The 22043-nt window shown below is 42.3% G+C and carries 20 protein-coding genes; 14 read left to right on the top strand and 6 right to left on the bottom strand.

The features are described 5' to 3' along the window. Positions 1-187: 187 nt before the first annotated feature. A complete protein-coding gene (gene mltF, locus NH454_RS03815) occupies positions 188-1654 on the top strand; it encodes a membrane-bound lytic murein transglycosylase MltF (protein WP_253038259.1) in 1467 nt (488 codons plus the stop codon). A gap of 358 nt (positions 1655-2012) precedes the next feature. Then, positions 2013-2183: a hypothetical protein gene (locus NH454_RS03810; RefSeq protein WP_167658517.1), complete on the top strand. Its 171-nt coding sequence runs from the start codon at positions 2013-2015 to the stop codon at positions 2181-2183. Here NH454_RS03810 and tadA read toward each other — a convergent pair whose 3' ends face one another. Continuing rightward, complete coding sequence (gene tadA, locus NH454_RS03805) at positions 2184-2681, bottom strand: tRNA adenosine(34) deaminase TadA (protein ID WP_135926095.1); 498 nt, start codon at positions 2679-2681, stop codon at positions 2184-2186. Positions 2682-2861: 180 nt separating this feature from the next. On the opposite strand from tadA, the gene NH454_RS03800 reads away from it, so the two are divergent. After that, the gene (locus NH454_RS03800; protein ID WP_135926096.1) at positions 2862-4166 is read left to right on the top strand and encodes an inosine/guanosine kinase; all 1305 of its coding nucleotides are present in this window, start codon (positions 2862-2864) and stop codon (positions 4164-4166) included. Positions 4167-4172: 6 nt separating this feature from the next. Here the strand turns inward: NH454_RS03800 and glsB are convergent, their stop codons facing one another. The 5 genes from glsB to ftsY all read right to left on the bottom strand — a co-directional run bounded on the left by glsB (position 4173) and on the right by ftsY (position 9947). Then, entirely contained in the window at positions 4173-5093 is a 921-nt protein-coding gene (gene glsB, locus NH454_RS03795; protein ID WP_199527376.1) for a glutaminase B, read from the bottom strand. Between the two features lie 79 nt (positions 5094-5172). Further along, positions 5173-6036: an RNA polymerase sigma factor RpoH gene (gene rpoH, locus NH454_RS03790; RefSeq protein ID WP_054551048.1), complete on the bottom strand. Its 864-nt coding sequence runs from the start codon at positions 6034-6036 to the stop codon at positions 5173-5175. 279 nt (positions 6037-6315) lie between these two features. Continuing rightward, positions 6316-7302: a permease-like cell division protein FtsX gene (gene ftsX, locus NH454_RS03785; protein WP_135926098.1), complete on the bottom strand. Its 987-nt coding sequence runs from the start codon at positions 7300-7302 to the stop codon at positions 6316-6318. Beyond that, positions 7299-7976, bottom strand: a complete 678-nt coding sequence (gene ftsE / locus NH454_RS03780) for a cell division ATP-binding protein FtsE (protein ID WP_135926099.1) — start codon at positions 7974-7976, stop codon at positions 7299-7301. Before ftsE ends, ftsX begins: the two co-directional genes overlap by 4 nt. 54 nt (positions 7977-8030) lie before the next feature. Next, the gene (ftsY, locus tag NH454_RS03775; protein WP_253038257.1) at positions 8031-9947 is read right to left on the bottom strand and encodes a signal recognition particle-docking protein FtsY; all 1917 of its coding nucleotides are present in this window, start codon (positions 9945-9947) and stop codon (positions 8031-8033) included. A 210-nt stretch (positions 9948-10157) separates the two neighbouring features. On the opposite strand from ftsY, the gene rsmD reads away from it, so the two are divergent. The 11 genes from rsmD to purD all read left to right on the top strand — a co-directional run bounded on the left by rsmD (position 10158) and on the right by purD (position 22019). Further along, positions 10158-10775 (top strand): 16S rRNA (guanine(966)-N(2))-methyltransferase RsmD, encoded by a 618-nt coding sequence (gene rsmD, locus NH454_RS03770; protein ID WP_253038255.1) that lies wholly within the window; start codon positions 10158-10160, stop codon positions 10773-10775. 145 nt (positions 10776-10920) lie between these two features. Continuing rightward, positions 10921-11136: a 30S ribosomal protein S21 gene (gene rpsU / locus NH454_RS03765; RefSeq protein ID WP_002957797.1), complete on the top strand. Its 216-nt coding sequence runs from the start codon at positions 10921-10923 to the stop codon at positions 11134-11136. A 21-nt stretch (positions 11137-11157) separates the two neighbouring features. Then, on the top strand, positions 11158-11604 hold the full coding sequence (locus NH454_RS03760; protein WP_062568695.1) for a GatB/YqeY domain-containing protein: 447 nt from the start codon (positions 11158-11160) through the stop codon (positions 11602-11604). A 136-nt stretch (positions 11605-11740) separates the two neighbouring features. Next, positions 11741-13492 carry a DNA primase gene (gene dnaG, locus NH454_RS03755; protein ID WP_135926102.1) on the top strand — a complete coding sequence of 584 codons (1752 nt, stop codon included), beginning with the start codon at positions 11741-11743 and terminating at the stop codon, positions 13490-13492. Between the two features lie 123 nt (positions 13493-13615). Next, a complete protein-coding gene (rpoD, locus tag NH454_RS03750; protein ID WP_135926103.1) occupies positions 13616-15472 on the top strand; it encodes an RNA polymerase sigma factor RpoD in 1857 nt (618 codons plus the stop codon). Positions 15473-15537: 65 nt separating this feature from the next. Next, positions 15538-16419, top strand: coding sequence for a 50S ribosomal protein L11 methyltransferase (gene prmA, locus NH454_RS03745; RefSeq protein ID WP_135926104.1), 882 nt, complete (start codon positions 15538-15540; stop codon positions 16417-16419). A gap of 269 nt (positions 16420-16688) precedes the next feature. Continuing rightward, on the top strand, positions 16689-17660 hold the full coding sequence (dusB, locus tag NH454_RS03740; RefSeq protein WP_171040393.1) for a tRNA dihydrouridine synthase DusB: 972 nt from the start codon (positions 16689-16691) through the stop codon (positions 17658-17660). A gap of 21 nt (positions 17661-17681) precedes the next feature. Next, positions 17682-17972 carry a DNA-binding transcriptional regulator Fis gene (gene fis / locus NH454_RS03735; RefSeq protein WP_002957804.1) on the top strand — a complete coding sequence of 97 codons (291 nt, stop codon included), beginning with the start codon at positions 17682-17684 and terminating at the stop codon, positions 17970-17972. A gap of 234 nt (positions 17973-18206) precedes the next feature. Further along, positions 18207-19793 carry a bifunctional phosphoribosylaminoimidazolecarboxamide formyltransferase/IMP cyclohydrolase gene (gene purH, locus NH454_RS03730; protein WP_135926106.1) on the top strand — a complete coding sequence of 529 codons (1587 nt, stop codon included), beginning with the start codon at positions 18207-18209 and terminating at the stop codon, positions 19791-19793. A gap of 102 nt (positions 19794-19895) precedes the next feature. Further along, complete coding sequence (locus NH454_RS03725) at positions 19896-20717, top strand: methyltransferase (protein WP_253038253.1); 822 nt, start codon at positions 19896-19898, stop codon at positions 20715-20717. Positions 20718-20732: 15 nt separating this feature from the next. Then, the gene (gene purD / locus NH454_RS03720) at positions 20733-22019 is read left to right on the top strand and encodes a phosphoribosylamine--glycine ligase (RefSeq protein WP_253038250.1); all 1287 of its coding nucleotides are present in this window, start codon (positions 20733-20735) and stop codon (positions 22017-22019) included. The last annotated feature ends 24 nt before the right edge of the window (positions 22020-22043 follow it).

Raw genomic sequence — 22043 nt, 5'->3', positions numbered from 1 at the left:
TTGCAACAATTAACTATCTTAGTACTCTTTATTTTCCCGCAGGCTGTTGTTCTGTATGACTTATCTATTACCGCCACTATTACAGTTATTAATTTTTAAATAGAGATATAAAACTATATGCGAAGTGACGTGGCAGTGAAGTTTTGCTATAACGGTAACGTAATGGTTTAAGGGGCATTTCTAATTTATGCAAAAAATACTCGCTATATTTACGCTTGTGCTCATGTTGTGTGCATGCGATATGCAACAACAACCATCACAACTTGCTCATATCAAAGCACAGAATAAGATAAGAGTCGGCACCTTAGCCGGCGCGAGTAATTACTATCAAGCACCGCAAGGTGTGCAGGGTTTTGAGTACGAATTAGCACAAGAGTTTGCCGATTATGTTGGCGTAGAGCTCGAGATGGTGCCTTTTTTTAATCTTACAGATATGTTCTCTCGCCTCGAAAGTGGTGATTTAGACATTATTGCCTCTGGACTTACTTATAATACCATTCGGGCTGAACATTATCGTTTTGGGCCAACTTACCGCACCATTAGCCAAAAGCTAGTATACAAGCAAGGCCGCACTCGCCCTCGAGAATTTGCCGATTTAACGGGGAACCTAACGGTTCTTGCGAAAAGTAGTCACTCACTTGCATTACAGCAACTTAAACAGCTTCATCCAGACTTAACATGGCATGAAACAGAAGATATGGATGAAGAAGAACTTCTGCAAGCTGTCATTGATGGTGAAATTGATTACACTCTCGCAGACTCTCACACCTTGTCATTATTTCGCCGCTACCACCCTAATTTAAGTATTGGCTTTTCAGTGACTCGTAACGACCCTATCGCTTGGTTACTAAGAAAGGATGGTGACGATTCTTTATATGCCTTGATGGTGCCCTTTTTTGGTGATGTAAAACAAAACAACCAACTTTATGTATTAGAAGAAAAGTATTTTGGCCACGTTCGTCAGTTTAATTATGTTAATACCCTAGCCTATATCGAAGCTATCAAAGAAACACTACCCAAATATCAACCTTGGTTTGAGCAATATTCAGGGAATATTGATTGGCGCTTACTGGCCGCCTTGAGCTATCAAGAGTCAATGTGGAACCCTAAAGCCAAGTCACCGACAGGTGTTCGCGGGATCATGATGCTTACGCAAACTACAGCAAAACAAGTTGGTGTTACTAACCGTTTAGAGCCTGAGCAAAATATCAAAGGCGGTGCCGAATATTTAGCGAAGGTTATTTCGTGGATCCCTGAACGTATTCCACAACCCGATAGAACTTGGTTTGCCTTAGCCTCTTATAATGTTGGCTGGGGCCACGTAAATGACGCGCGAATTATTACCGAGCAAGAAGGTGCAAGCCCCGATAAGTGGGCTGATGTTAAAAAGCGCTTACCGCTTTTAATTAAAAAGCGTTATTATCGTAAAACCAAATATGGTTATGCACGTGGCGATGTTGCCGTGCAGTATGTTGATAATATTCGTCGTTATTACGATGCGTTGGTTTGGCTTGATGAAAATGATGCAATTGCTAACCCAAGCGAAGAAGAGCAAACCATTGAAGAGGTTAACACTTCCACAGAAACGAGCGAAAAGCCAAACGACACAACACAACCAGACTCCCAAGAGCAGCAGACGTTAGAAAACAACTAACCTAAAGCACCAGAAATCTGTTTACTTGTCATCAAATGATCATTATCTTCCTGTAGAGATCAATATACCCAAGCCACCTCAAGATGCAGAATTCAGCGCTTCACAGGTGCTTAATATCAAGGCGTTACTTTGCAAGAATGGCCATCCCTTTTAAGAAGTAACAACGATGAGAGTAAGTGCCTGTGAAACGCCCAAACGGTTGGTTTAAAAGCGATTTATACTGCGTTATTGATTTTAACAATAGAACCACTATTACTTGCAATCAATGCCTTGCCTAAATCGCTTTTAATTCCAACTGAAACTCGCATCTTGAGGTGGCTTGGGTATATAATGCTTTTCTCTCACTTAAGGAGCACACATGTTAAAAAGAAGACGCAAGACACATAAGTTCAAGCGTAATGTTATTTACTCAACAGCGACACGCCGTCGTATCATGCTGCGTAATACACACAAAAAAGTTATTTGGCGTCGCCGCTTATTTGCGATGCAGTTAATGGAAGCTCAAGTTCCTGCAACGCCGGTTGTATAACTAGGCGTTGCGAGCTGCAAGCTTAGCCGCCTTCTTCTCTTCTCTACGACGCTTAAAAAACTTAGATATCACCGCCCCACACTGCTCACTCATAACTTCACCAGTTACTTCAACTTGATGATTAAGCCTTGGTTCTTGTAATAGATTCATAATAGAACCCGCAGAGCCCGTCTTGGCATCTTTAGCACCGTATACGAGTCGCTTGATGCGGCTATGAACCAATAGTCCTGCACACATCGAACAGGGCTCGAGGGTGACATACAAGGTGCAATCTATTAGGCGATAATTATTAAGTACTTTGCCTGCTTCGCGGATTGCCATCATTTCTGCGTGAGCGGATGGGTCGTTATCGGTAATTGAGCGGTTATAGCCAAAAGCTATTAGTTGATTGTCTTTTACGAGCACAGCACCAACCGGAATTTCATTAATCGCTGCCGCTTCATTGGCAAAGCTCAATGCTTTTTCCATCCAATACTGGTCGCTAAATTGTTCGCTCATATATCACACAAATCTTGTAAAACTGTGAGTAATTATACCTAGTTAGTGAAAAATGTCGGCAATAAATACTGCTACACTTAAAAATTAACGCAAAATTTAGTGGCTTTTTCATGGCTCAACAGCCTCATATTGCGCTATAATCTCGCGCTTTTTTTATTTAGCTTACAACACGGGTAGCAAATGAAATTTCCTGGACGCCGCAGGCATAAACATTATTTTCCGGTGGAAGCCAAAGATCCACTGACGAATCAACTTAACTCAACCGAACGACTACAACGTAGTTATATTACGGGTATCGACCAAATTGTGGTGGATATTGAAGCGAAAGTTGATCAAGCTTTCCTAGATGAATTTCAATTGCGCCGTGGCATGTCGCAAGTAATCGATAGCGATATTACCAATGCGTTATACGACAGACTGAAACTCGACAACATGATCGACTATGAGTTTGCCGGCGGTACAGTAGGTAACACCATGCACAACTACTCAACACTAGCTGACGACCGTTCAGTGTTATTAGGGGTCATGAGTGAAAACATTAAAATTGGTAGCTATGCATACCGCTTTTTATGTAATACCTCTAGCCGTGTTGATCTTGATTATCTTCAGCCTGTAGACGGCCCAATTGGTCGCTGCTTTACCTTGATTGACGAAACAGGTGAACGTACCTTTGCGATCAGCGCTGGACTTATGAATCATCTTCGCCCTGAATCTATCGATCAAGAACTTATTGAGAACTCTTCAGCACTGGTGATCAGCGCATACCTAATGCGTACGCAAGGTGATGAAACCATGACAGAAGCCACCATGCAGGCAGTAAAATATGCCAATGATGCAGGCGTACCTGTGGTTTTAACCCTTGGAACTAAGTTCTTAATTGAACAAGACCCTACCTGGTGGGCTGATTTCGTTAAAGAACATGTTGATATTCTTGCGATGAACGAAGAAGAAGGGCTTGCTATTACTGGCTTTGAAGACCCACTTCTAGCTGCCGACAAAGCACTAGACTGGACAGACTTAGTTATTTGCACTGCCGGCGAAAAAGGCTTATTTATGGCAGGTTATGTAGACGATTCATTCAAGCGTGAAACAGAATATCCACTATTACCGGGTGCGATTGCTGACTTTAACCGCTATGAATTTTCGCGCGCTATGCGTAAAGACGATTGCCAAAACCCTATTCGTGCTTATAGCCACACAGCACCATTTATGGGTGGCCCAGACAGCATTAAAAACACCAATGGTGCTGGCGATTGTGCTCTTGCTGCGGTATTACATGACTTATCAGCAAACGTTTACCACAAACTTAATGTGGCAAACTCAGCGAAGCATCAGCAACCTGCAATGACTTACTCATCACTTGCACAAATTAGTAAATACGCTAACCGTGCAAGTTATGAAGTACTTGTTCAGCACTCTCCACGTTTATCGCGTGGTTTACCTGAACGTGAAGATTGTTTAGAGCAAGTTTACTGGGATCAGTAACCGCTTTTAGAAAATCGAAATATCCAGTTTCTGGGATAAACGCTCAAGAGCGGCTATCCCAGCTACTGAGTTACCATACGAATTAAGCCTTGGCGCCCAAACAGCCACAGTAAATTGATTCGGTAACACAGCTAATATGGTACCCGATACCCCTGATTTACCCGGCATACCAACACGGTAGCCAAAATCTCCCGCAGCATCGTACAAACCACTGGTAAACAGTAACGAGTTTAACTGCTTATTTTGTCTGGCGCTGAGCACTTTATTGCCGCTGGCATCTTTACCTTGATTCGCTAAGTAATTGTAAGCTTTTGCTAATTCTACGCAGTTAAGTTCAATGGCACAGAAGTTAAAGTAGGCCCATAACACATCATCAACCTCATTATTAAAGTTGCCAAATGATTTCATTAAATGCGCCATGGCGGCATTACGGTGACGAAACTCATATTCAGAATTTGCGACTTTTTTATCTATAACAACCTGAGGATTCCCTGATAACTGACGAAATGACTCAAGCATTGAATGCATCGGTGCTGATAAACGACTATATAAAGCATCACAGGTGACAATAGCACCGGCGTTAATAAATGGGTTGCGTGGTATACCCTGTTCAAATTCAAGCTGTGTTAGTGAGTTAAAGGCAGTACCTGAAGGCTCTTTTCCGACTCGTTGCCACAGCTCATCACCATAACGCTGAAGTGCTAAGGTTAAGGTCATTACTTTAGAAACAGATTGAATAGTAAAACGTGCACCACAATCACCCGCACAGTAGGTTTTCCCATCCACGGTATGAATCGCAATAGCGAACTGGTTGGGCTCAACCTCTGCAAGTGCAGGGATATAATCAGCAACCTTACCTTGACTCAGTAATGGCTGAACTTCTTTTGTGATTTCATCTAATACGTGTTGATAATCAATCTGTGACATACCGCGTCCTTAAAACAAAAAGCCCCGCATTTGCGAGGCTTTGTAGTCTACTAAAGATGGTTTGCTATAGCGATTGCTATTAGCTCATTGCTGATTGCAGTTTTTTCATCGCTGTTTTTTCTAGCTGGCGAACACGCTCTGCTGAAACGTTATATTTCTCAGCAAGTTCTTGCAGTGTTGCTTTGTCATCAGCTAACCAACGTGCACTTACGATGTCTTGTGAACGTTCATCAAGGGTTTTTAACGCACTGAATAAACGAGCATGAGATTGCTCTTGCCATTGCTGCTCTTCGATATCGTCAGCAAGGTCAGCACTGCCATCTGTTAAATATTGTACTGGCGAGTATGTGCTTGTCGGTGCATCGTCATTGTCGTCGCCCGTTAAGTCAAAGCCCATATCTTGGCCACTCATACGTGATTCCATCTCACGTACTTCTTTTTCGCTTACACCTAGCTCATTAGCAACTGTGCTAACCTCAGCTTGGTTAAACCAACCTAAACGCTTTTTATTTTTGCGTAGGTTGAAGAATAATTTACGTTGCGCTTTTGTTGTTGCAACTTTCACGATACGCCAGTTTTTCAGTACGTACTCATGAATTTCAGCTTTAATCCAATGTACTGCGAATGAGACTAAGCGAACACCTACACTTGGGTCGAAACGTTTTACCGCTTTCATCAGACCGATGTTACCTTCCTGAATTAAATCAGCTTGCGGTAAGCCATAACCTGAATAGCTTTTCGCAATATGAGCAACAAAGCGTAGATGCGACATAATGAGTTGCTTCGCAGCTTCAAGATCACCTTCTTCCTGAAGACGTGTCGCCAACTGCTTTTCTTTCTCTGCATCAAGCATAGGAATAGTGCTAACCGCTTGAAGGTAGCCGTCCATACTTGCGCTCTGTTGACCTGCAGTAAGTGCCATTGCGTATAAATCTTTACTCATTTTTCACCTCAGTGATAAACATTTGAAACCATCTTAGCACTCTTTAAGCGAGAGTGCTAACTTGAATTAAAAACTTTTTTAAAGTTCAAATCAAGTGGTTTTTTTAAGATAATTTTATTTTACTTTAAGGCGCTGAATAAGCGATGAATTCTAGCTTTTTAGGCGTTTTGAAAGGTAAATAGAGTATCCCTTCCAAACCTAAATAAACAGCATAACGGCTAAATATGACAAATTAACGACAGTAAAAAGCGCTAAAATTATAGCGCTCAATACGACTAGCTAAACTTTATCAGGTTCTATTTCTTTTATATAACGGTTTACAGATAAGTAAGAACCAACAAATCCTAATCCAGTTGCAAGAGCAACTAAAATAGCAAACTCAGCCAAAGTTAATCCGATTAAATCAAAGCTTGTTTCATATACGCCAGCCACTTCACTCACCGCAGCTCCTAGCCACCACATCATTAAAGCAACACAAATAAAAGAGAACAAACCACCAATAATGCCGTACCAAATCCCTGTCCATAAAAATGGCGCATGAATAAAGGTGTTCGTTGCGCCAACTAATTTCATCACTTGAATTTCATCTTTCTTATCCATAATTGACAATCGGATAGTGTTACCGATGATCAAAGTGACGGAAGTTAATAATAGTAGAGCAATGGTAATAACGCTTTCTTTTAATAAACTTAAAAGTGCATTTAAGCGTTCAAGCCAAGCAATATCGAGCTTACCAAAATCAACTTCTCTTTCGGCTTCCAGCTTTTGCAGTAATTGCTTGGCTGTATTCGGCTGACGGTATCGTGCTGTAGGCGTAACAATCACAACATCTGGCAACGGATTAGCGTCTAAATACTCAAGTGCTTGACCAAATCCTGATACTTGTTTGAATTCAGTGAGGGCATCACCTTTTGAGATAAACTCCACTTTATCAACTTCTGGGTAGAGTGCTAAACGCTTAACTAAAGTTTGCGTTTGTTGCTCTGTCATAGTTTCTTTAACAAACAATGAGATCTCTGCTGCATCTTCAAAGCCACTGCTTACTTGTGAGACATTTTTGACTACTAAATAAAGTGTCGCAGGGAGCGTTAAACTTAACCCCAATACCGCAATGGTCATTAACGAGGCAAGAGGCGTTCGCCACATTTCACCCAAACTGTGAATACCTTGACGAATAAGGTTAAGAATAAAGAAGTACGGCGCTGCTAAAAGTGATTTTTTTTGGCGCTCATTTTGGCTAGGCCGGCTTTTAAATAATAAACTCATAGTGCCCCCTCAGCTAACGGGTCTTCAATCATACGACCATCTTTGAGCGTTAAACTGCGATAGCGCATGCGTGCAATAAGACCTATATCGTGAGTCGCAATAAGCACTGTAGTACCGTGGTTATTAAAATCTTCAAACAAACGCAGAATATCCATAGAAAGCTCAGGATCTAAGTTACCCGTTGGCTCATCGGCAAGTAGAATCGGGGGGGAGTTGACGATTGCTCTGGCTATACCAACACGTTGTTGCTCACCACCCGATAGTGTCGCAGGATTACATTTGGCTTTATCAAGTAAGCCCACTTTATCAAGCGCACCATTTACTCGTTTTGCAATTTGTTTATGATGCGTCCCTTCGATTATTAAAGGCAAAGCAACATTATCAAACACAGAGTAACGTTCTAATAAGCGGTGATTCTGAAAGATGATCCCTATATCGCGGCGCACATAAGGTATTTGCCGCGATTTAACAGCGTTTAAGTCTACACCATTAATAAGTACCTGCCCTGCCGATGGTCGCTCCATCAAACTTATGAGCTTTAGCAAAGTACTTTTACCTGCGCCACTGTGACCCGTTAAAAAGGCTAACTCGCCAGGCTTTATATGAAAACTAACTTTCTCAAGGGCACGGTGGCCACCTGGGTATGTTTTACTGACTTGCTGAAAATTTATCATTTTAATTATCAATCATCTTGCAGCGAAAAAGGGAGCACGCTCCCTTTTAATTAATTATGCATCGTCCTCATCTTGGCTGAATAGTGCATCAATGAAGTCATTACTATTAAATGTACGTAAATCATCAATACTCTCACCAACACCAATGTAACGAATTGGAATATTAAATTTATCTGCAACAGCGAAGATCACACCACCTTTAGCTGTACCATCAAGCTTAGATAAGGTGATCCCAGTTAAACCAACACATTCATTAAATAGTTTAACTTGGCTAATTGCATTTTGCCCTGTGCCAGCATCAATAGTTAACATGACTTCATGTGGCGCATCTGGGTCGATTTTTTTCATTACACGAGCAATTTTTTCAAGCTCTTGCATTAAGTTGTCTTTATTTTGCAAGCGCCCTGCTGTATCGGCGATTAACACATCAATGTTACGTGCTTTTGCAGCTTGAAATGCATCAAATACCACTGACGCACTGTCTGCACCTGTGTGCTGGGCAATAACCGGAATGCTATTACGCTCGCCCCACACTTGTAGCTGTTCAACCGCTGCAGCTCGGAAAGTATCACCAGCTGCAAGCATCACTGACTTACCTTCGTTTTGGAACTGCTTAGCTAATTTACCAATCGTGGTGGTTTTACCAACACCATTTACACCTACCATTAAGATAACAAATGGTTTTTTGTCACTAGGAATAACCAGCGGCTGCTCAGCCGTTTTGAGCATGCTTGCCATTTCTTGCTTCATCAGCTCGTAAAGCGCATCACCGTCTTTTAATTGCTTACGGTCTGCTGCATCAGTTAGGTTATCAATCAACTTCATTGTTGTATCAACACCTAAATCAGCAGTCAGTAATTGTGTTTCTAGTTCTTCAAATAACTCATCATCTATTTTCTTACCACTAAAAATAGACGCAAAGCCTGAACCTATATTAACGCGAGTTTTTAATAGGCCTTTTTTAAGGCGTGCGAAGAAACCTTCTTTCTTTGGTTTTTCAGCCGCAGCTTGAGCAGCTTTTTCTTGCTCTAAACGTTCCGCCTCTGCTTGTTCTGCAGCAATTCGTTCTTGTTCTAAACGTTCCGCCTCTGCTTGTTCTTCAGCGATTCGTTGTTGTTCTAAACGTTCCGCCTCTGCTTGTTCTTCAGCGATTCGTTGTTGTTCTAAACGTTCCGCCTCTGCTTGTTCTGCAGCAATTCGTTCTTGCTCTAAACGTTCCGCCTCTGCCTTTTCGGCAGCGATGCGCTGTTGTTCTAAACGTTCCGCCTCTACCTTTTCGGCAGCAACACGCTCTTGTTCTAAACGTTCAGCCTCAGCCTTTTCGGCAGCAACACGCTCTTGTTCTAAGCGTTCAGCCTCAGCCTTTTCGGCAGCAATGCGTTCTTGCTCTGCACGTTCAGCATCGCGTTTTTCTGCTGCAAGTTGCTCAGCTTCACGCTGCGCCTGTTCTGCTGCAGCACGTTCTTGCTCTAATTTCATAGCTGCTTCTTGCTCAGCAAGACGAGCTTGTTGTTCTTGGCGTTGTTGTTCTGCCGCTTGCTGCTCTTGAGCTAAACGTTCCACCTCTGCTTTTTCAGCAGCGATGCGCTCTTGCTCTAAACGTTCAGCCTCAGCCTTTTCAGCAGCGATGCGCTCTTGCTCTAAACGTTCAGCCTCGGCCTTTTCTGCAGCAATACGCTCTTGCTCTAAACGTTCAGCCTCGGCCTTTTCTGCAGCGATGCGCTCTTGCTCTAAACGTTCAGCCTCAGCCTTTTCAGCAGCGATGCGCTCTTGCTCTAAACGTTCCGCCTCTGCTTTTTCTGCAGCAATACGTTCTTGTTCTAAACGTTCAGCTTCTGCTTTTTCAGCAGCGATGCGCTGTTGCTCTTCTAATTGCTTCTGGTTATCAGCCTCAGTCGCTGTTTGCTCTGCTTTTTGTTTTTCTGATTTGCCAAAACCAAACCAAGACAAGAATTTACTTTTTTTTGCCATACTTGCTAATAACCACTTATAAAAATCTGATAAACTTACATGAATAATAGTTTGGTGGTAGTCCAGCTAATTTAGCCAAACTAAAACGGATACCATCTATCGCTAGGGTCGCAATACTAACACTTTTAGCGCTTTAGAAAAATGACACGCTAGCCATTGCTTACAATATTATCTGAGCAAGTGGTCAGTTACCAATGATTAGTGAGTTAAATGAGAAAAAAATCAACAGCTAAACGCCCAGTTAAAGCCGCTAACAATAAAGCAGCCAATGGCTTTATTCGTATCATAAGTGGTCAATTCCGTGGCAGAAAACTGCCCGTAAAAGATGTGCAGGGCTTACGTCCGACGACAGATCGTATTAAAGAGACTGTATTTAACTGGCTAATGCAAGATACACGTGACGCAGCCGTACTCGATTGCTTTGCCGGCTCTGGAGGGCTTGGTTTTGAGGCTCTTTCTCGTTTTGCTGCCAGCGCGGTATTTTTCGAACTCGACAAAAGCGCAACGGCGCAGTTGAATAGCAATATCGCTACTTTGCAACTTAAAAATGCCACAGTAAAGCATGGGGACAGCCTAACACTCTTAAATAATAATGCTGAGAACGATAAATTTGATTTGGTTTTTGTTGACCCACCATTCCGTCAGAATTTAGCCGAAAAAAGTTGTTTTTTGCTCGAATCAAATCACTGGTTAACTGAGCAAGCTCTTATCTATGTAGAGGTTGAAAGTGAGCTTAGTAATTTAGACACTCCTGATAACTGGCTGCTTTTAAAAGAAAAAACTGCAGGCCAAGTCATTTGTAGATTGTATCAACGCGAAACAAATTAGCACTGTTTTGCCGACTCAGATTCTGTTAATATTATCCTTTACATGTGGTGTTGCTTCGGATTACAATACCGCACCATTTTTGAACCACTTGATCGTTATTCGATCAACTTGAGCAACGCTCATTATTTAGGTAGGTGAATTTTTAATGCCAGTAATTAAAGTAAGAGAGAACGAACCGTTTGACGTAGCACTTCGTCGCTTCAAGCGTTCATGTGAAAAAGCAGGTATCCTTTCAGAAGTTCGTCGTCGCGAGCACTATGAAAAACCAACAGCTGAGCGTAAGCGTAAAAAAGCTGCTGCAGTAAAGCGTCACATGAAGAAGCTTTCTCGCGATAACGCACGTCGCGTTAAATTATACTAATCAGTATTTGGTCTTGTATAAATGAGCCTTTTATTAACGCTAAAAGATGCGCAAAAAGATGCGATGAAGGCAAAAGACAAAGAACGTCTTAAGCCAATCCGCATGGTACTTGCAGCAATCAAGCAACGTGAAATTGACGAGCAAATTACACTTGATGACGACGGTATCACCGCTGTCTTAGTAAAGCTTGTAAAACAACGTCGCGATTCTTACACCCAGTACATTGATGCGGGTCGTGAAGATTTAGCTGAAATTGAAGCCAATGAGATTAAAGCACTTGAAGAATTCTTGCCTCAACAATTGAGTGAAGAAGAAATCATTGCTCTTATTGACTCGGCTATTGCTGATACAAATGCAGCGGGTATGCAAGACATGGGTAAGGTAATGGGAGTTATCAAAAGCAAAGCTGAAGGTCGTGCCGATTTAGGTAAGATTTCTGGCTTAATCAAGCAACGATTAACTGCCTAACCCCCACATACAGATGTATGATTCAAGCAAACCGAGCCTAGTGCTCGGTTTCTTGCTTTTAGTCTTTCATAAACACCGTATTTGTGTTCAAATCTTATTTTAAAACGCATAGATAGCGCAGGAAAAAACAACAGCTATGGCCGGAAAAATCCCTAGACAATTTATTGATGATTTACTCGCTCGTACAGATATTGTGGAGCTAATTGATTCAAAAGTTGGCTTAAAAAAAGCGGGAAAAGACTACCAAGCATGTTGTCCTTTTCATAACGAGAAGACCCCTTCTTTTACTGTCTCCCAAGATAAACAGTTTTATCACTGCTTTGGTTGTGGCGCTAATGGCAATGCTATTTCGTTTGTTATGGAATACGACAAACTAGAATTTGTTGATGCCATTGAAGAGCTAGCGAGTATGCTCAACTTAGACGTGCCTCGTGAACAAGGTGGCAGCTCAGGTCCTCAACGCACTGCCGAACAAAAGCGCTCTGATTACGATTTAATGTTACACGCTGCTCGCTTTTATCAACATCAATTAAAACATCATGCTAATTCTAAAATGGTCATCGACTATATCAAAGGGCGTGGTTTAAGCGGTGAAACAGCGAAAAAATTCATGATTGGTTATGCGCCTAGTGAATGGGAGGCGTTATGCCAGCAACTAGGCCGTAACAAAGAACAAAAAGAGCAGTTAGTAGAGCTGAAGCTTGCTTCTGAAAAGTCGCCTGGTCGCCAATTTGACTTTTTCCGTGATCGACTCATGTTTCCTATTCGCGATAAACGCGGTCGGGTTATCGCCTTTGGTGGCCGAGTCATGCAAGCCGATCAAGGGCCTAAATACCTCAACTCACCAGAAACACGTATCTTCCATAAAGGCTTTGAACTTTATGGTTTATACGAAGCAAAGCAAGCACATAAAAAACTTGACCATATTTTGATTGTTGAAGGTTATATGGATGTGGTTGCTTTGGCTGAGCAAGGTATCGAATATGCCGTTGCAGCACTTGGTACAGCAACAACCGCAGAACATATGCACACTTTATTTAGAACCACAGATAAAGTGATTTGTTGTTACGATGGTGACCGTGCTGGTCGTGATGCAGCATGGCGTGCACTTGAGAATGCACTACCTTATCTTGGCGATGGTAAATCATTAAAATTTGTATTTTTACCTGACGGTGAAGACCCAGATTCACTGGTACAAAAAGAAGGTAAAGATGCCTTTGAAGCAAGATTGAGCGATGCCGACGACTTTAGTAAAGTATTATTTAATAAGCTCAGCCAAGAAGTTGACCTAACTCAAGATGCAGGTAAAGCAAAGCTACTCAGTGATGCCTTACCATTAATTGAAAAAATCCCAAGTGATTTTTATCAAGAAAATATTTTGGAACATTTAGGCCGTTTAATTGGTCGAACAAGAGAACAATTAAACAACCGTGTTAAGACTCCAAAGCAACAGCATGCTATTGAGCGTAAATTTAAAATAACGCCAATGCGCCAAGCTATCGGAATTTTATTACAGCATCCAAATCTCGCGACAAGCATTGCTTATATGCCAGAACTTGCTGAAATGAAAATTGCCGGTATTGAGTTATTTTTACGCATTCAGCACTTAGCGCTTGAGCGACAAGGTATCACCACGGCACAAATTTTAGAATCGTTCCGAGGTAGCCAAGAGTACGATGCGTTGATTAAATTAGCGACTTGGCAGCACCAAATAAATGACGATCGTTTAGAGACAGTTTTTAAAAATACTTTTAAATTTATTGAAGACCAGTGTTTAAATTATCGACTAGAGACCCTATTAATAAAAGACAAGACCCAAGGCTTAAGCAGCGAAGAAAGGCTAGAATGTCTGTTACTAACACAAGCGTTAAAAGGTAGCAACAGCTAGTCAGAACTGAATAATTCTGTTATACTGTGCTATTCACTGCGTCTAGTTAGTTTTCGTGTCGCTTATTTAGTAAGCGAGCTGGCGCCTGTTGTATCAACTTTCAGAGTGGAAGAATAAATCTCTATGGATCCAACTCCTCAGTCACAATTAAAGCTTCTGATTCAAAAAGGTAAAGAGCAAGGTTATTTAACTTTTGCAGAAGTTAATGATCACCTTCCACAAGACATTATCGACTCAGATCAGGTAGAAGATATCATTAGCATGATTAATGACATGGGTATCAAGGTTAGCGAAAATGCGCCTGATGCTGATGAATTAATGATGCAAGAAACAACGACAGACGAAGACGCAGCAGAAGCCGCGGCCGCTGCACTTGCGACTGTAGAAAAAGAGATCGGTCGAACAACCGACCCTGTGCGCATGTATATGCGTGAAATGGGTACTGTTGAACTCCTTACACGTGAAGGCGAAATTGTTATCGCTAAGCGTATTGAAGAAGGTATCAACCAAGTTCAGATTTCTGTTGCTGAATACCCAGAAGCAATTACTTATCTACTAGAGCAATGGGATAAATTTGAAGCCGAAGAAATGCGCTTAAGCGACATTATCTCTGGTTTCTTTGATCCTAATAATGAAGACGAATCACAAATTTCTGCTACACACATCGGTTCAGAACTAAACGAAGAGCAGCTTGACGACGAAGACGACGAAGCTGATGATGAAGACGATGATGACGATAGCGATGATGATAGCGATGGTGATACAGGTCCAGATCCTGAAGAAGCACGTATTCACTTCGAAAACTTACGTGAGCTTTACAACAAAGCACGTGATACGTTTGAAGCAAAAGGCCGTGCTCACCCAGATTCACAAGCAGCTATTGCAGAAATTGGCGAACTATTTAAAACATTTAAATTAGTGCCAAAACAGTTTGACCGCATGGTAAACAACATGCGTGAAATGATGGACCGCGTTCGCGTACAAGAACGTATCATCATGAAACAAGCTGTACAAATTGCGAAGTTACCGAAAAAGAATTTCATCAAGCATTTTGCTAACAACGAAACAGATACTAGCTGGATTGACCTTGAAATTGCTGCAAACGAGAAATACTCGGTTGCACTTGAAGAAGTTAAACCAGAAATCATCCGTTGCATTAGCAAGTTACGTGCAATTGAAGAAAGCACGGGTTTAAGTATCGAGCGAATTAAAGACATCAACCGTCGTATGAGTATTGGTGAAGCGAAAGCTCGCCGTGCGAAAAAAGAAATGGTTGAAGCGAACTTACGTCTTGTAATCTCGATTGCGAAAAAATACACCAACCGTGGTTTACAATTCTTAGACCTTATCCAAGAGGGTAACATTGGTCTAATGAAAGCGGTTGATAAGTTCGAATACCGCCGTGGTTATAAGTTTTCAACTTATGCAACATGGTGGATCCGTCAAGCAATTACACGTTCGATTGCTGACCAAGCACGTACCATCCGTATCCCTGTGCATATGATTGAGACGATCAACAAACTAAATCGTATCTCTCGTCAAATGCTACAAGAGATGGGTCGTGAGCCGAGCCCAGAAGAATTAGCTGAGCGTATGTTAATGCCTGAAGATAAGATCCGTAAGGTACTTAAAATCGCGAAAGAGCCAATTTCGATGGAAACACCAATCGGTGATGATGAAGATTCGCACTTAGGTGACTTCATTGAAGATACCACAATCGATTCGCCTATTGATTCTGCAACAATGGAATCATTACGTGGCGCAACAAACGATGTACTAGCGGGCTTAACAGCACGTGAAGCTAAAGTACTACGTATGCGTTTTGGTATCGATATGAACACTGACCATACATTAGAAGAAGTAGGTAAACAGTTTGACGTAACACGTGAGCGTATTCGTCAAATCGAAGCGAAAGCGTTACGTAAATTACGTCACCCTTCTCGCTCAGACTTACTGAAAAGCTTCTTAGATGCTAAGTAACTTAGTATCGCATTATTAACTAAAAGGCCGCTGTTGCGGCCTTTTTTTCTATTCGAGAGATATTCATGGCTTGGATCCAAATTCGCATCAATGCAAACGCTGACAACGCAGAATTAATCAGCGACTTATTAATGGACACTGGCAGCGCGTCAGTAACTTATGTTGACGCCAAAGATACCCCTATTTATGAACCTAAGCTTGGCACTGTTCAACTATGGGCCGATACGACTGTAATTGGTCTTTATGACGCTAACCATGACATGGACAGCGTGGTAGAAACTCTAAAAGCTGAAGCAACCCTTGCCGATAAGCTCGTTTATAAAATAGAACAGCTTGAAGATAAAGATTGGGAACGTGAATGGATGGATAACTTCCACCCTATCCAATTTGGTGAGCGCTTATGGATCTGTCCAAGCTGGCGTGATATTCCCGATCCTAATGCTGTTAATGTATTACTCGACCCAGGCCTTGCTTTTGGTACAGGGACGCACGCAACCACGGCTCTTTGCCTAAAATGGCTTGAAAGCCAAGATTTAACAGGTAAAACCGTAGTCGATTTTGGTTGTGGATCGGGTATTTTAGGAATAGCCGCGATCAAACTTGGCGCTGAGCGTATGATCGGCATCGATATTGATCCTCAAGCACTTGAAGCAAGCCGTGATAATGCACAGCGTAACGGTGTCGCAGATAAACTTGAAGTCTATTTACCAGAAGATCAACCAGAGTTTACTGCCGATATAGTCGTTGCAAATATTTTAGCTCAGCCTCTTCGCGAACTACATGAAGTGATCTTAGGTCTTTTAAAACCGAATGGTAAAATTGCTATGTCAGGTATTTTAGAAGAGCAAGCTCAGTCTGTAGCGGACGTTTATGCCCCGTTTTTAGCACTTGATGAGATTGCTATTGAAGGTGAATGGACCCGAGTTAGTGGCACGAAGAAGGCTTAACCCTCTCTAGAGCATTAACTCTAAGCTAATAGGTAAAGCCAGTATTTAACAGGCTTTACCTTATTTTTACAGTCAGCAGTTTCTCGCCTTTGTACAAGCAAAATTATTTTTGTTCAAATAACAAACAAATCAACCTACTCGTCAAACTGTTATCAAAAGTCAATACGAAAAGGGCAAAAAAAAGTCACTTTTGTTCAATTTATAGCCTTTGATTTTTGCAAAAAAAACCGTAAACTTAGCGCCCCTTGAAAAGAGGCCAATTGAATAACGTGCGTATCGGTTCATACCAACTTGAGAACAACGTAATTGTCGCGCCAATGGCAGGCATTACAGACAGACCATTTAGACAACTTTGCCGTCGCTTAGGTGCTGGCCTTGCTGTTTCTGAAATGCTCTCGTCAAACCCGAAAGTATGGAAAACCGAAAAATCGATGAACCGTATGGATCACAGCGGTGAGTCGGGAATTCGCTCGGTGCAAATCGCCGGAGCCGATCCTGAGCTTATGGCGCAGGCAGCACAATTCAATGTCAGCAATGGCGCACAGATCATAGATATCAATATGGGGTGCCCAGCTAAAAAAGTGAATAAGAAACTTGCAGGCTCTGCCTTATTACAGTTTCCTGAATTAGTGGAAGAGATACTTGATGCGGTAGTCAATGCCGTAGATGTTCCTGTCACATTAAAAATCCGTACCGGATGGGATCAGGAAAACCGTAATGGTGTCGAGATTGCGAGAATCGCTGAACGTTATGGCATAGCATCATTGGCCGTACATGGGCGTACACGCGCATGTATGTATAAAGGTGAAGCTGAGTACGCCACAATTAAGGATATTAAACGTTCAGTGTCTATCCCTGTGGTTGCCAATGGTGATATTACTTCACCAGAAAAAGCAAAGCAGGTTTTGGATTATACGGGTGCAGATGCCATTATGATTGGTCGAGCCGCCCAAGGTCGCCCTTGGATATTCAGGGAGATAGACCACTATTTGCGAACTGGAGAACATTTGCCAGCACCTGAAATTGCAGAGGTGCGTAGCATTTTGATGGAGCATTTAGATAATCTTCATCAGTTTTACGGGGAGCCAATGGGAGCGCGTATCGCTCGAAAGCATGTATCTTGGTATTTGCAAACCCATGACAGTGACGGTCAGTTTAGGCGAGTATTTAATGCGTTAGATAACCCACAGGCACAAGTCGACGCATTAGAAGAATACTTTAAAACACTAGCAGCTAACTAAGAAAGAAAGAGACATATAACGATGTTCGAACAAAACGTGACTTCTCCATTTATCACAAACCCTCATGTACAGTCACACGAGAAACCACAGCCGTTGCGTGATGCAGTGAAAAAAGCTGTTCATCACTACTTAAAGCAACTTAATGGTCAAGACGTTCAAGACGTGTACGACCTTGTTCTTTCTGAGCTAGAAGCACCATTACTTGAAGAAGTAATGACGTACACGCGTGGTAACCAAACTCGTGCAGCAATCTTACTAGGTATCAACCGTGGTACTTTACGTAAAAAGCTTAAAAAATACGGCATGAACTGATACCCGTCTTAATGGACTGATAGTAAGCCTGCATATTCATTGTGCTAATAAACGCTTACTCCCCCATTACAACTGGTATAAAAGTTTTGAATAAAAAGCACCTTAGGGTGCTTTTTTTATTGCTGTTAAAAACTATGCAAAATCCTCACGCTTTAAACATCGTTTTCTCAGCAATATTCAGTTAAAATACCGCCTTTCTAAGCTAGCTCAAACATTGAGGTAATCAAAACTACAATGGATACACATCGTCCAATTCGTCGCGCACTATTAAGTGTGTCAGATAAAACCGGTATCGTTGAATTTGCTCGCGCTCTTGAAGCTCAAGGCGTAGATATTTTATCAACTGGCGGTACTTGCAAATTACTTGCTGATAACGGCATTAAAGTCACTGAAGTATCTGACCATACTGGTCACCCTGAGATCATGGATGGTCGCGTAAAAACACTTCATCCAAAAATTCACGGCGGCATCCTAGCGCGTCGCGGTCAAGATGAAGACGTAATGGAGGATCACAACATCTCTGCTATCGATATCGTTGTAGTTAACTTATACCCCTTCGCAAACACTGTTGCGAAAGAAGACTGCAGCCTAGAAGATGCAATTGAAAACATTGATATTGGTGGTCCTACTATGGTTCGCGCTGCGGCGAAAAACCATAAAGACGTAACTATCGTAGTAAATGCAAAAGATTACGACCGTGTAATCAGCGAAATGCAAAACAACAACGGTTCAACAACGTATAAAACACGTTTTGACCTTGCAATTGCAGCTTACGAGCACACTGCTCAGTACGATGGCATGATTGCAAACTACTTCGGCAAAATGGTTCCTGATTACACAGAAGAAGCTGCTGAAGAGACTAAGTTCCCACGCACTATCAACATGCAGTTTACTAAAAAGCAAGATATGCGCTACGGTGAAAACTCACACCAAGACGCCGCTTTTTATGTTGAAAACGACCTAACAGAAGCATCTGTTGCAACTGCGGTTCAACTGCAAGGTAAAGCACTTTCTTACAACAACATTGCTGACACTGACGCAGCATTAGAATGTGTAAAAGAATTCGACGTACCAGCGTGTGTTATCGTAAAACATGCAAACCCTTGTGGTGTGTCAATTGGTGACAACATTCTTGAAGCGTATGACCGTGCATTCAAAACTGACCCTACATCAGCATTTGGTGGCATCATCGCATTCAACAAAGAACTTGATGCAGACACAGCTGAAGCAATTGTTTCTCGTCAATTCGTTGAAGTTATCATCGCGCCTAAAGTTTCTGAAGCCGCTGCACAGATCGTTTCTGCAAAACAAAACGTACGTTTATTAGAATGTGGTGAATGGTCTGGTAATGCAACAGGTCACGACATTAAACGTGTTAATGGCGGTATCTTGGTTCAAGACCGCGACTTAGGTATGGTAACGCAGAGCGATCTTAAAGTTGTATCTAAGCGTCAACCAACTGAGCAAGAATTAAAAGATTTATTATTCTGCTGGAAAGTCGCTAAATTCGTTAAGTCTAACGCGATTGTGTATGCACGTGACGGTATGACTATCGGTGTTGGTGCAGGCCAAATGAGCCGTGTTTACTCGGCGAAAATTGCAGGTATCAAAGCCGCTGACGAAAACCTTGAAGTGAAAGGTTCTGTTATGGCATCTGATGCATTCTTCCCATTCCGTGACGGTATTGATGCAGCAGCAGAGGCTGGCATCACAGCAGTTATTCAACCAGGTGGTTCAATGCGCGATGAGGAAGTTATCGCTGCAGCTGATGAAGCTGGTATGGCAATGGTATTTACAGGTATGCGCCATTTCCGTCACTAATAACACAAAGGGTTAAGCGAAAAGTTTAGCCCTTTTTGTTTGCCACAAATTCACGTATTCTGATTACTAATAATAATGACCCATATAATGAAGGAATAGATGATGAAATTTGCCGTAAAAACACTGCTAGTTGCAGGCCTTGCACTAACATCAGCACAGGCTTTAAGCCACAGCCATGAATCAGCGCTTACAAATGCTGTACAATCAAGCGAACGTGATGCTAAAAATAGCGCTCGCGATCAATACCGCCACCCAGTTGAAACACTTGATTTCTTTGGCTTTAAGCCAAATATGACAGTCGTTGAAATTGCACCAGGCGGTGGTTGGTACAGCGAAATCCTTGCGCCAGCTGTAAAAGGCCATGGTGTTTACTACGCGGCACATTTCCCAGCAGATTCTGAAGTAGGTTATTACCAACGTTCATTAGCTGGCTTTAAGAAAAAGATGAGCGAAGACGCGCGCTTCAGTGAAGTTAAACTGACTGAATTTGCGCCAGTAACACATCTTGATATTGCACCAGCGGGTAGCGCAGATCTTGTTTTAACCTTTAGAAATGTTCATAACTGGTACATGGGTAAAGATAAAGAAGGCGCGTTGAGTGCATTTAAAGCATTTTACAAAGCCCTTAAGCCGGGCGGCACATTAGGCGTAGTTGAACACCGCCTTCCTGAGTCGCGCAGCGATGAAGATCAGAAATCATCAGGTTATATGAAGCAAAGCTATGTAATTGATATTGCAAAACAAGCTGGCTTTGAACTAGTGGCAAGCAGTGACATTAATGCAAACCCTCTTGATACAGCAGATCACCCTAAAGGGGTGTGGACACTACCACCAAGCCTTCGTTTAGGCGAGCAAGATGCCGCGAAGTATAAAGCGATTGGTGAAAGTGATCGTATGACGCTGAAGTTTAAAAAACCGCTTTAAATAGGATTATACGCCATGAATGTACTTGTCATCGGCAGTGGCGGCCGCGAACACGCTCTTGCGTTTAAGGCTGCACAAAATAGTAAAGTAAACACCGTTTTCGTCGCTCCAGGTAATGCTGGTACTGCACTTGAGCCAAAACTCGAAAACGTAGCTATCAATGTTGAAGACCTAGCTGGTTTAGTTACTTTTGCAAAAGAAAACAACGTTGAATTAACCATTGTTGGCCCTGAAGTACCGCTGGTTTTAGGTGTCGTTGATACATTCCGTGAAAACGGTCTGGCTATCTTCGGCCCAACGGCTGGTGCAGCACAGTTAGAAGGCTCTAAGTCGTTCACCAAAGACTTCTTAGCACGCCACGATATTCCAACAGCTGATTACCAAACGTTTGAACAAATCGAACCTGCGCTTGCTTACCTGAAAGAAAAAGGTGCGCCAATTGTTGTTAAAGCTGACGGCTTAGCAGCAGGTAAAGGCGTTATCGTTGCGATGACTGAGCTTGAAGCTGAAGAAGCTATTCGCGATATGCTAGCAGGCAACAGCTTCGGTGAAGCGGGTAGCCGTGTAGTTATCGAAGAGTTCTTAGAAGGTGAAGAAGCCTCTTTCATCGTCATGGTTGATGGCAAAAACGTACTACCATTTGCAACCAGCCAAGACCACAAACGCGCTTACAATGGTGACCAAGGTCCGAATACTGGCGGCATGGGCGCATACTCACCGGCACCAGTAGTGACTGATGAAATTCACCAACGCATTATGAACGAAGTGATCAACCCAACGGTTGAAGGTATGGCAAAAGAAGGCCACCCATACACTGGTTTCTTATATGCAGGTTTAATGATCACCGCTGATGGCACGCCAAAAGTGATTGAATACAACTGTCGTTTTGGTGACCCAGAAACACAGCCTATGATGCTTCGTCTTAAGTCTGATCTTGTTGAGCTAATCGAAGCAGCTAACCGTGAAGAGCTAGATAAAACAGATATCGAGTTCGACCCGCGCGCAGCTGTAGGTGTTGTATTAGCAGCTAAAGGCTACCCTGATAGCTACCCGAAAGGTGACACTATCAACGGCTTACAAGTTACTTACCCTGAAGGTGAGAAAGTATTCCACGCAGGTACTAAGCAAGACGGTGATAACGTAGTAACGGCTGGCGGTCGTGTTCTTTGTGCAACGGCACTTGGTAACACTGTAACTGAAGCGCAACAACGTGCCTATAAACTCGTTGATCAAATCAGCTGGGAAGGCATGGAATATCGTACTGATATCGCTTACCGCGCTATTGCTCGCGAACAAAAGTAAGTAAGTTAAAACTTATTTCTCTTA

The organism is Pseudoalteromonas sp. Ps84H-4 (assembly GCF_024124645.1).
Taxonomy (GTDB): Bacteria; Pseudomonadota; Gammaproteobacteria; order Enterobacterales; family Alteromonadaceae; genus Pseudoalteromonas; species Pseudoalteromonas lipolytica_C.
Note: the sequence above shows the minus strand (reverse complement) of the source record. Positions and strands in the feature narration are given on the sequence as shown.

Excerpts from the sequence above, each read along its gene's own strand:
- mltF (WP_253038259.1), top strand. The coding sequence starts at position 188 with ATGCAAAAAATACTCGCTATATTTACGCTTGTGCTCATGTTGTGTGCA.
- NH454_RS03810 (WP_167658517.1), top strand. The coding sequence starts at position 2,013 with ATGTTAAAAAGAAGACGCAAGACACATAAGTTCAAGCGTAATGTTATT.
- tadA (WP_135926095.1), bottom strand. The coding sequence starts at position 2,681 with ATGAGCGAACAATTTAGCGACCAGTATTGGATGGAAAAAGCATTGAGC.
- NH454_RS03800 (WP_135926096.1), top strand. The coding sequence starts at position 2,862 with ATGAAATTTCCTGGACGCCGCAGGCATAAACATTATTTTCCGGTGGAA.
- glsB (WP_199527376.1), bottom strand. The coding sequence starts at position 5,093 with ATGTCACAGATTGATTATCAACACGTATTAGATGAAATCACAAAAGAA.
- rpoH (WP_054551048.1), bottom strand. The coding sequence starts at position 6,036 with ATGAGTAAAGATTTATACGCAATGGCACTTACTGCAGGTCAACAGAGC.
- ftsX (WP_135926098.1), bottom strand. The coding sequence starts at position 7,302 with ATGAGTTTATTATTTAAAAGCCGGCCTAGCCAAAATGAGCGCCAAAAA.
- ftsE (WP_135926099.1), bottom strand. The coding sequence starts at position 7,976 with ATGATAAATTTTCAGCAAGTCAGTAAAACATACCCAGGTGGCCACCGT.
- ftsY (WP_253038257.1), bottom strand. The coding sequence starts at position 9,947 with ATGGCAAAAAAAAGTAAATTCTTGTCTTGGTTTGGTTTTGGCAAATCA.
- rsmD (WP_253038255.1), top strand. The coding sequence starts at position 10,158 with ATGAGAAAAAAATCAACAGCTAAACGCCCAGTTAAAGCCGCTAACAAT.
- rpsU (WP_002957797.1), top strand. The coding sequence starts at position 10,921 with ATGCCAGTAATTAAAGTAAGAGAGAACGAACCGTTTGACGTAGCACTT.
- NH454_RS03760 (WP_062568695.1), top strand. The coding sequence starts at position 11,158 with ATGAGCCTTTTATTAACGCTAAAAGATGCGCAAAAAGATGCGATGAAG.
- dnaG (WP_135926102.1), top strand. The coding sequence starts at position 11,741 with ATGGCCGGAAAAATCCCTAGACAATTTATTGATGATTTACTCGCTCGT.
- rpoD (WP_135926103.1), top strand. The coding sequence starts at position 13,616 with ATGGATCCAACTCCTCAGTCACAATTAAAGCTTCTGATTCAAAAAGGT.
- prmA (WP_135926104.1), top strand. The coding sequence starts at position 15,538 with ATGGCTTGGATCCAAATTCGCATCAATGCAAACGCTGACAACGCAGAA.
- fis (WP_002957804.1), top strand. The coding sequence starts at position 17,682 with ATGTTCGAACAAAACGTGACTTCTCCATTTATCACAAACCCTCATGTA.
- purH (WP_135926106.1), top strand. The coding sequence starts at position 18,207 with ATGGATACACATCGTCCAATTCGTCGCGCACTATTAAGTGTGTCAGAT.
- NH454_RS03725 (WP_253038253.1), top strand. The coding sequence starts at position 19,896 with ATGAAATTTGCCGTAAAAACACTGCTAGTTGCAGGCCTTGCACTAACA.
- purD (WP_253038250.1), top strand. The coding sequence starts at position 20,733 with ATGAATGTACTTGTCATCGGCAGTGGCGGCCGCGAACACGCTCTTGCG.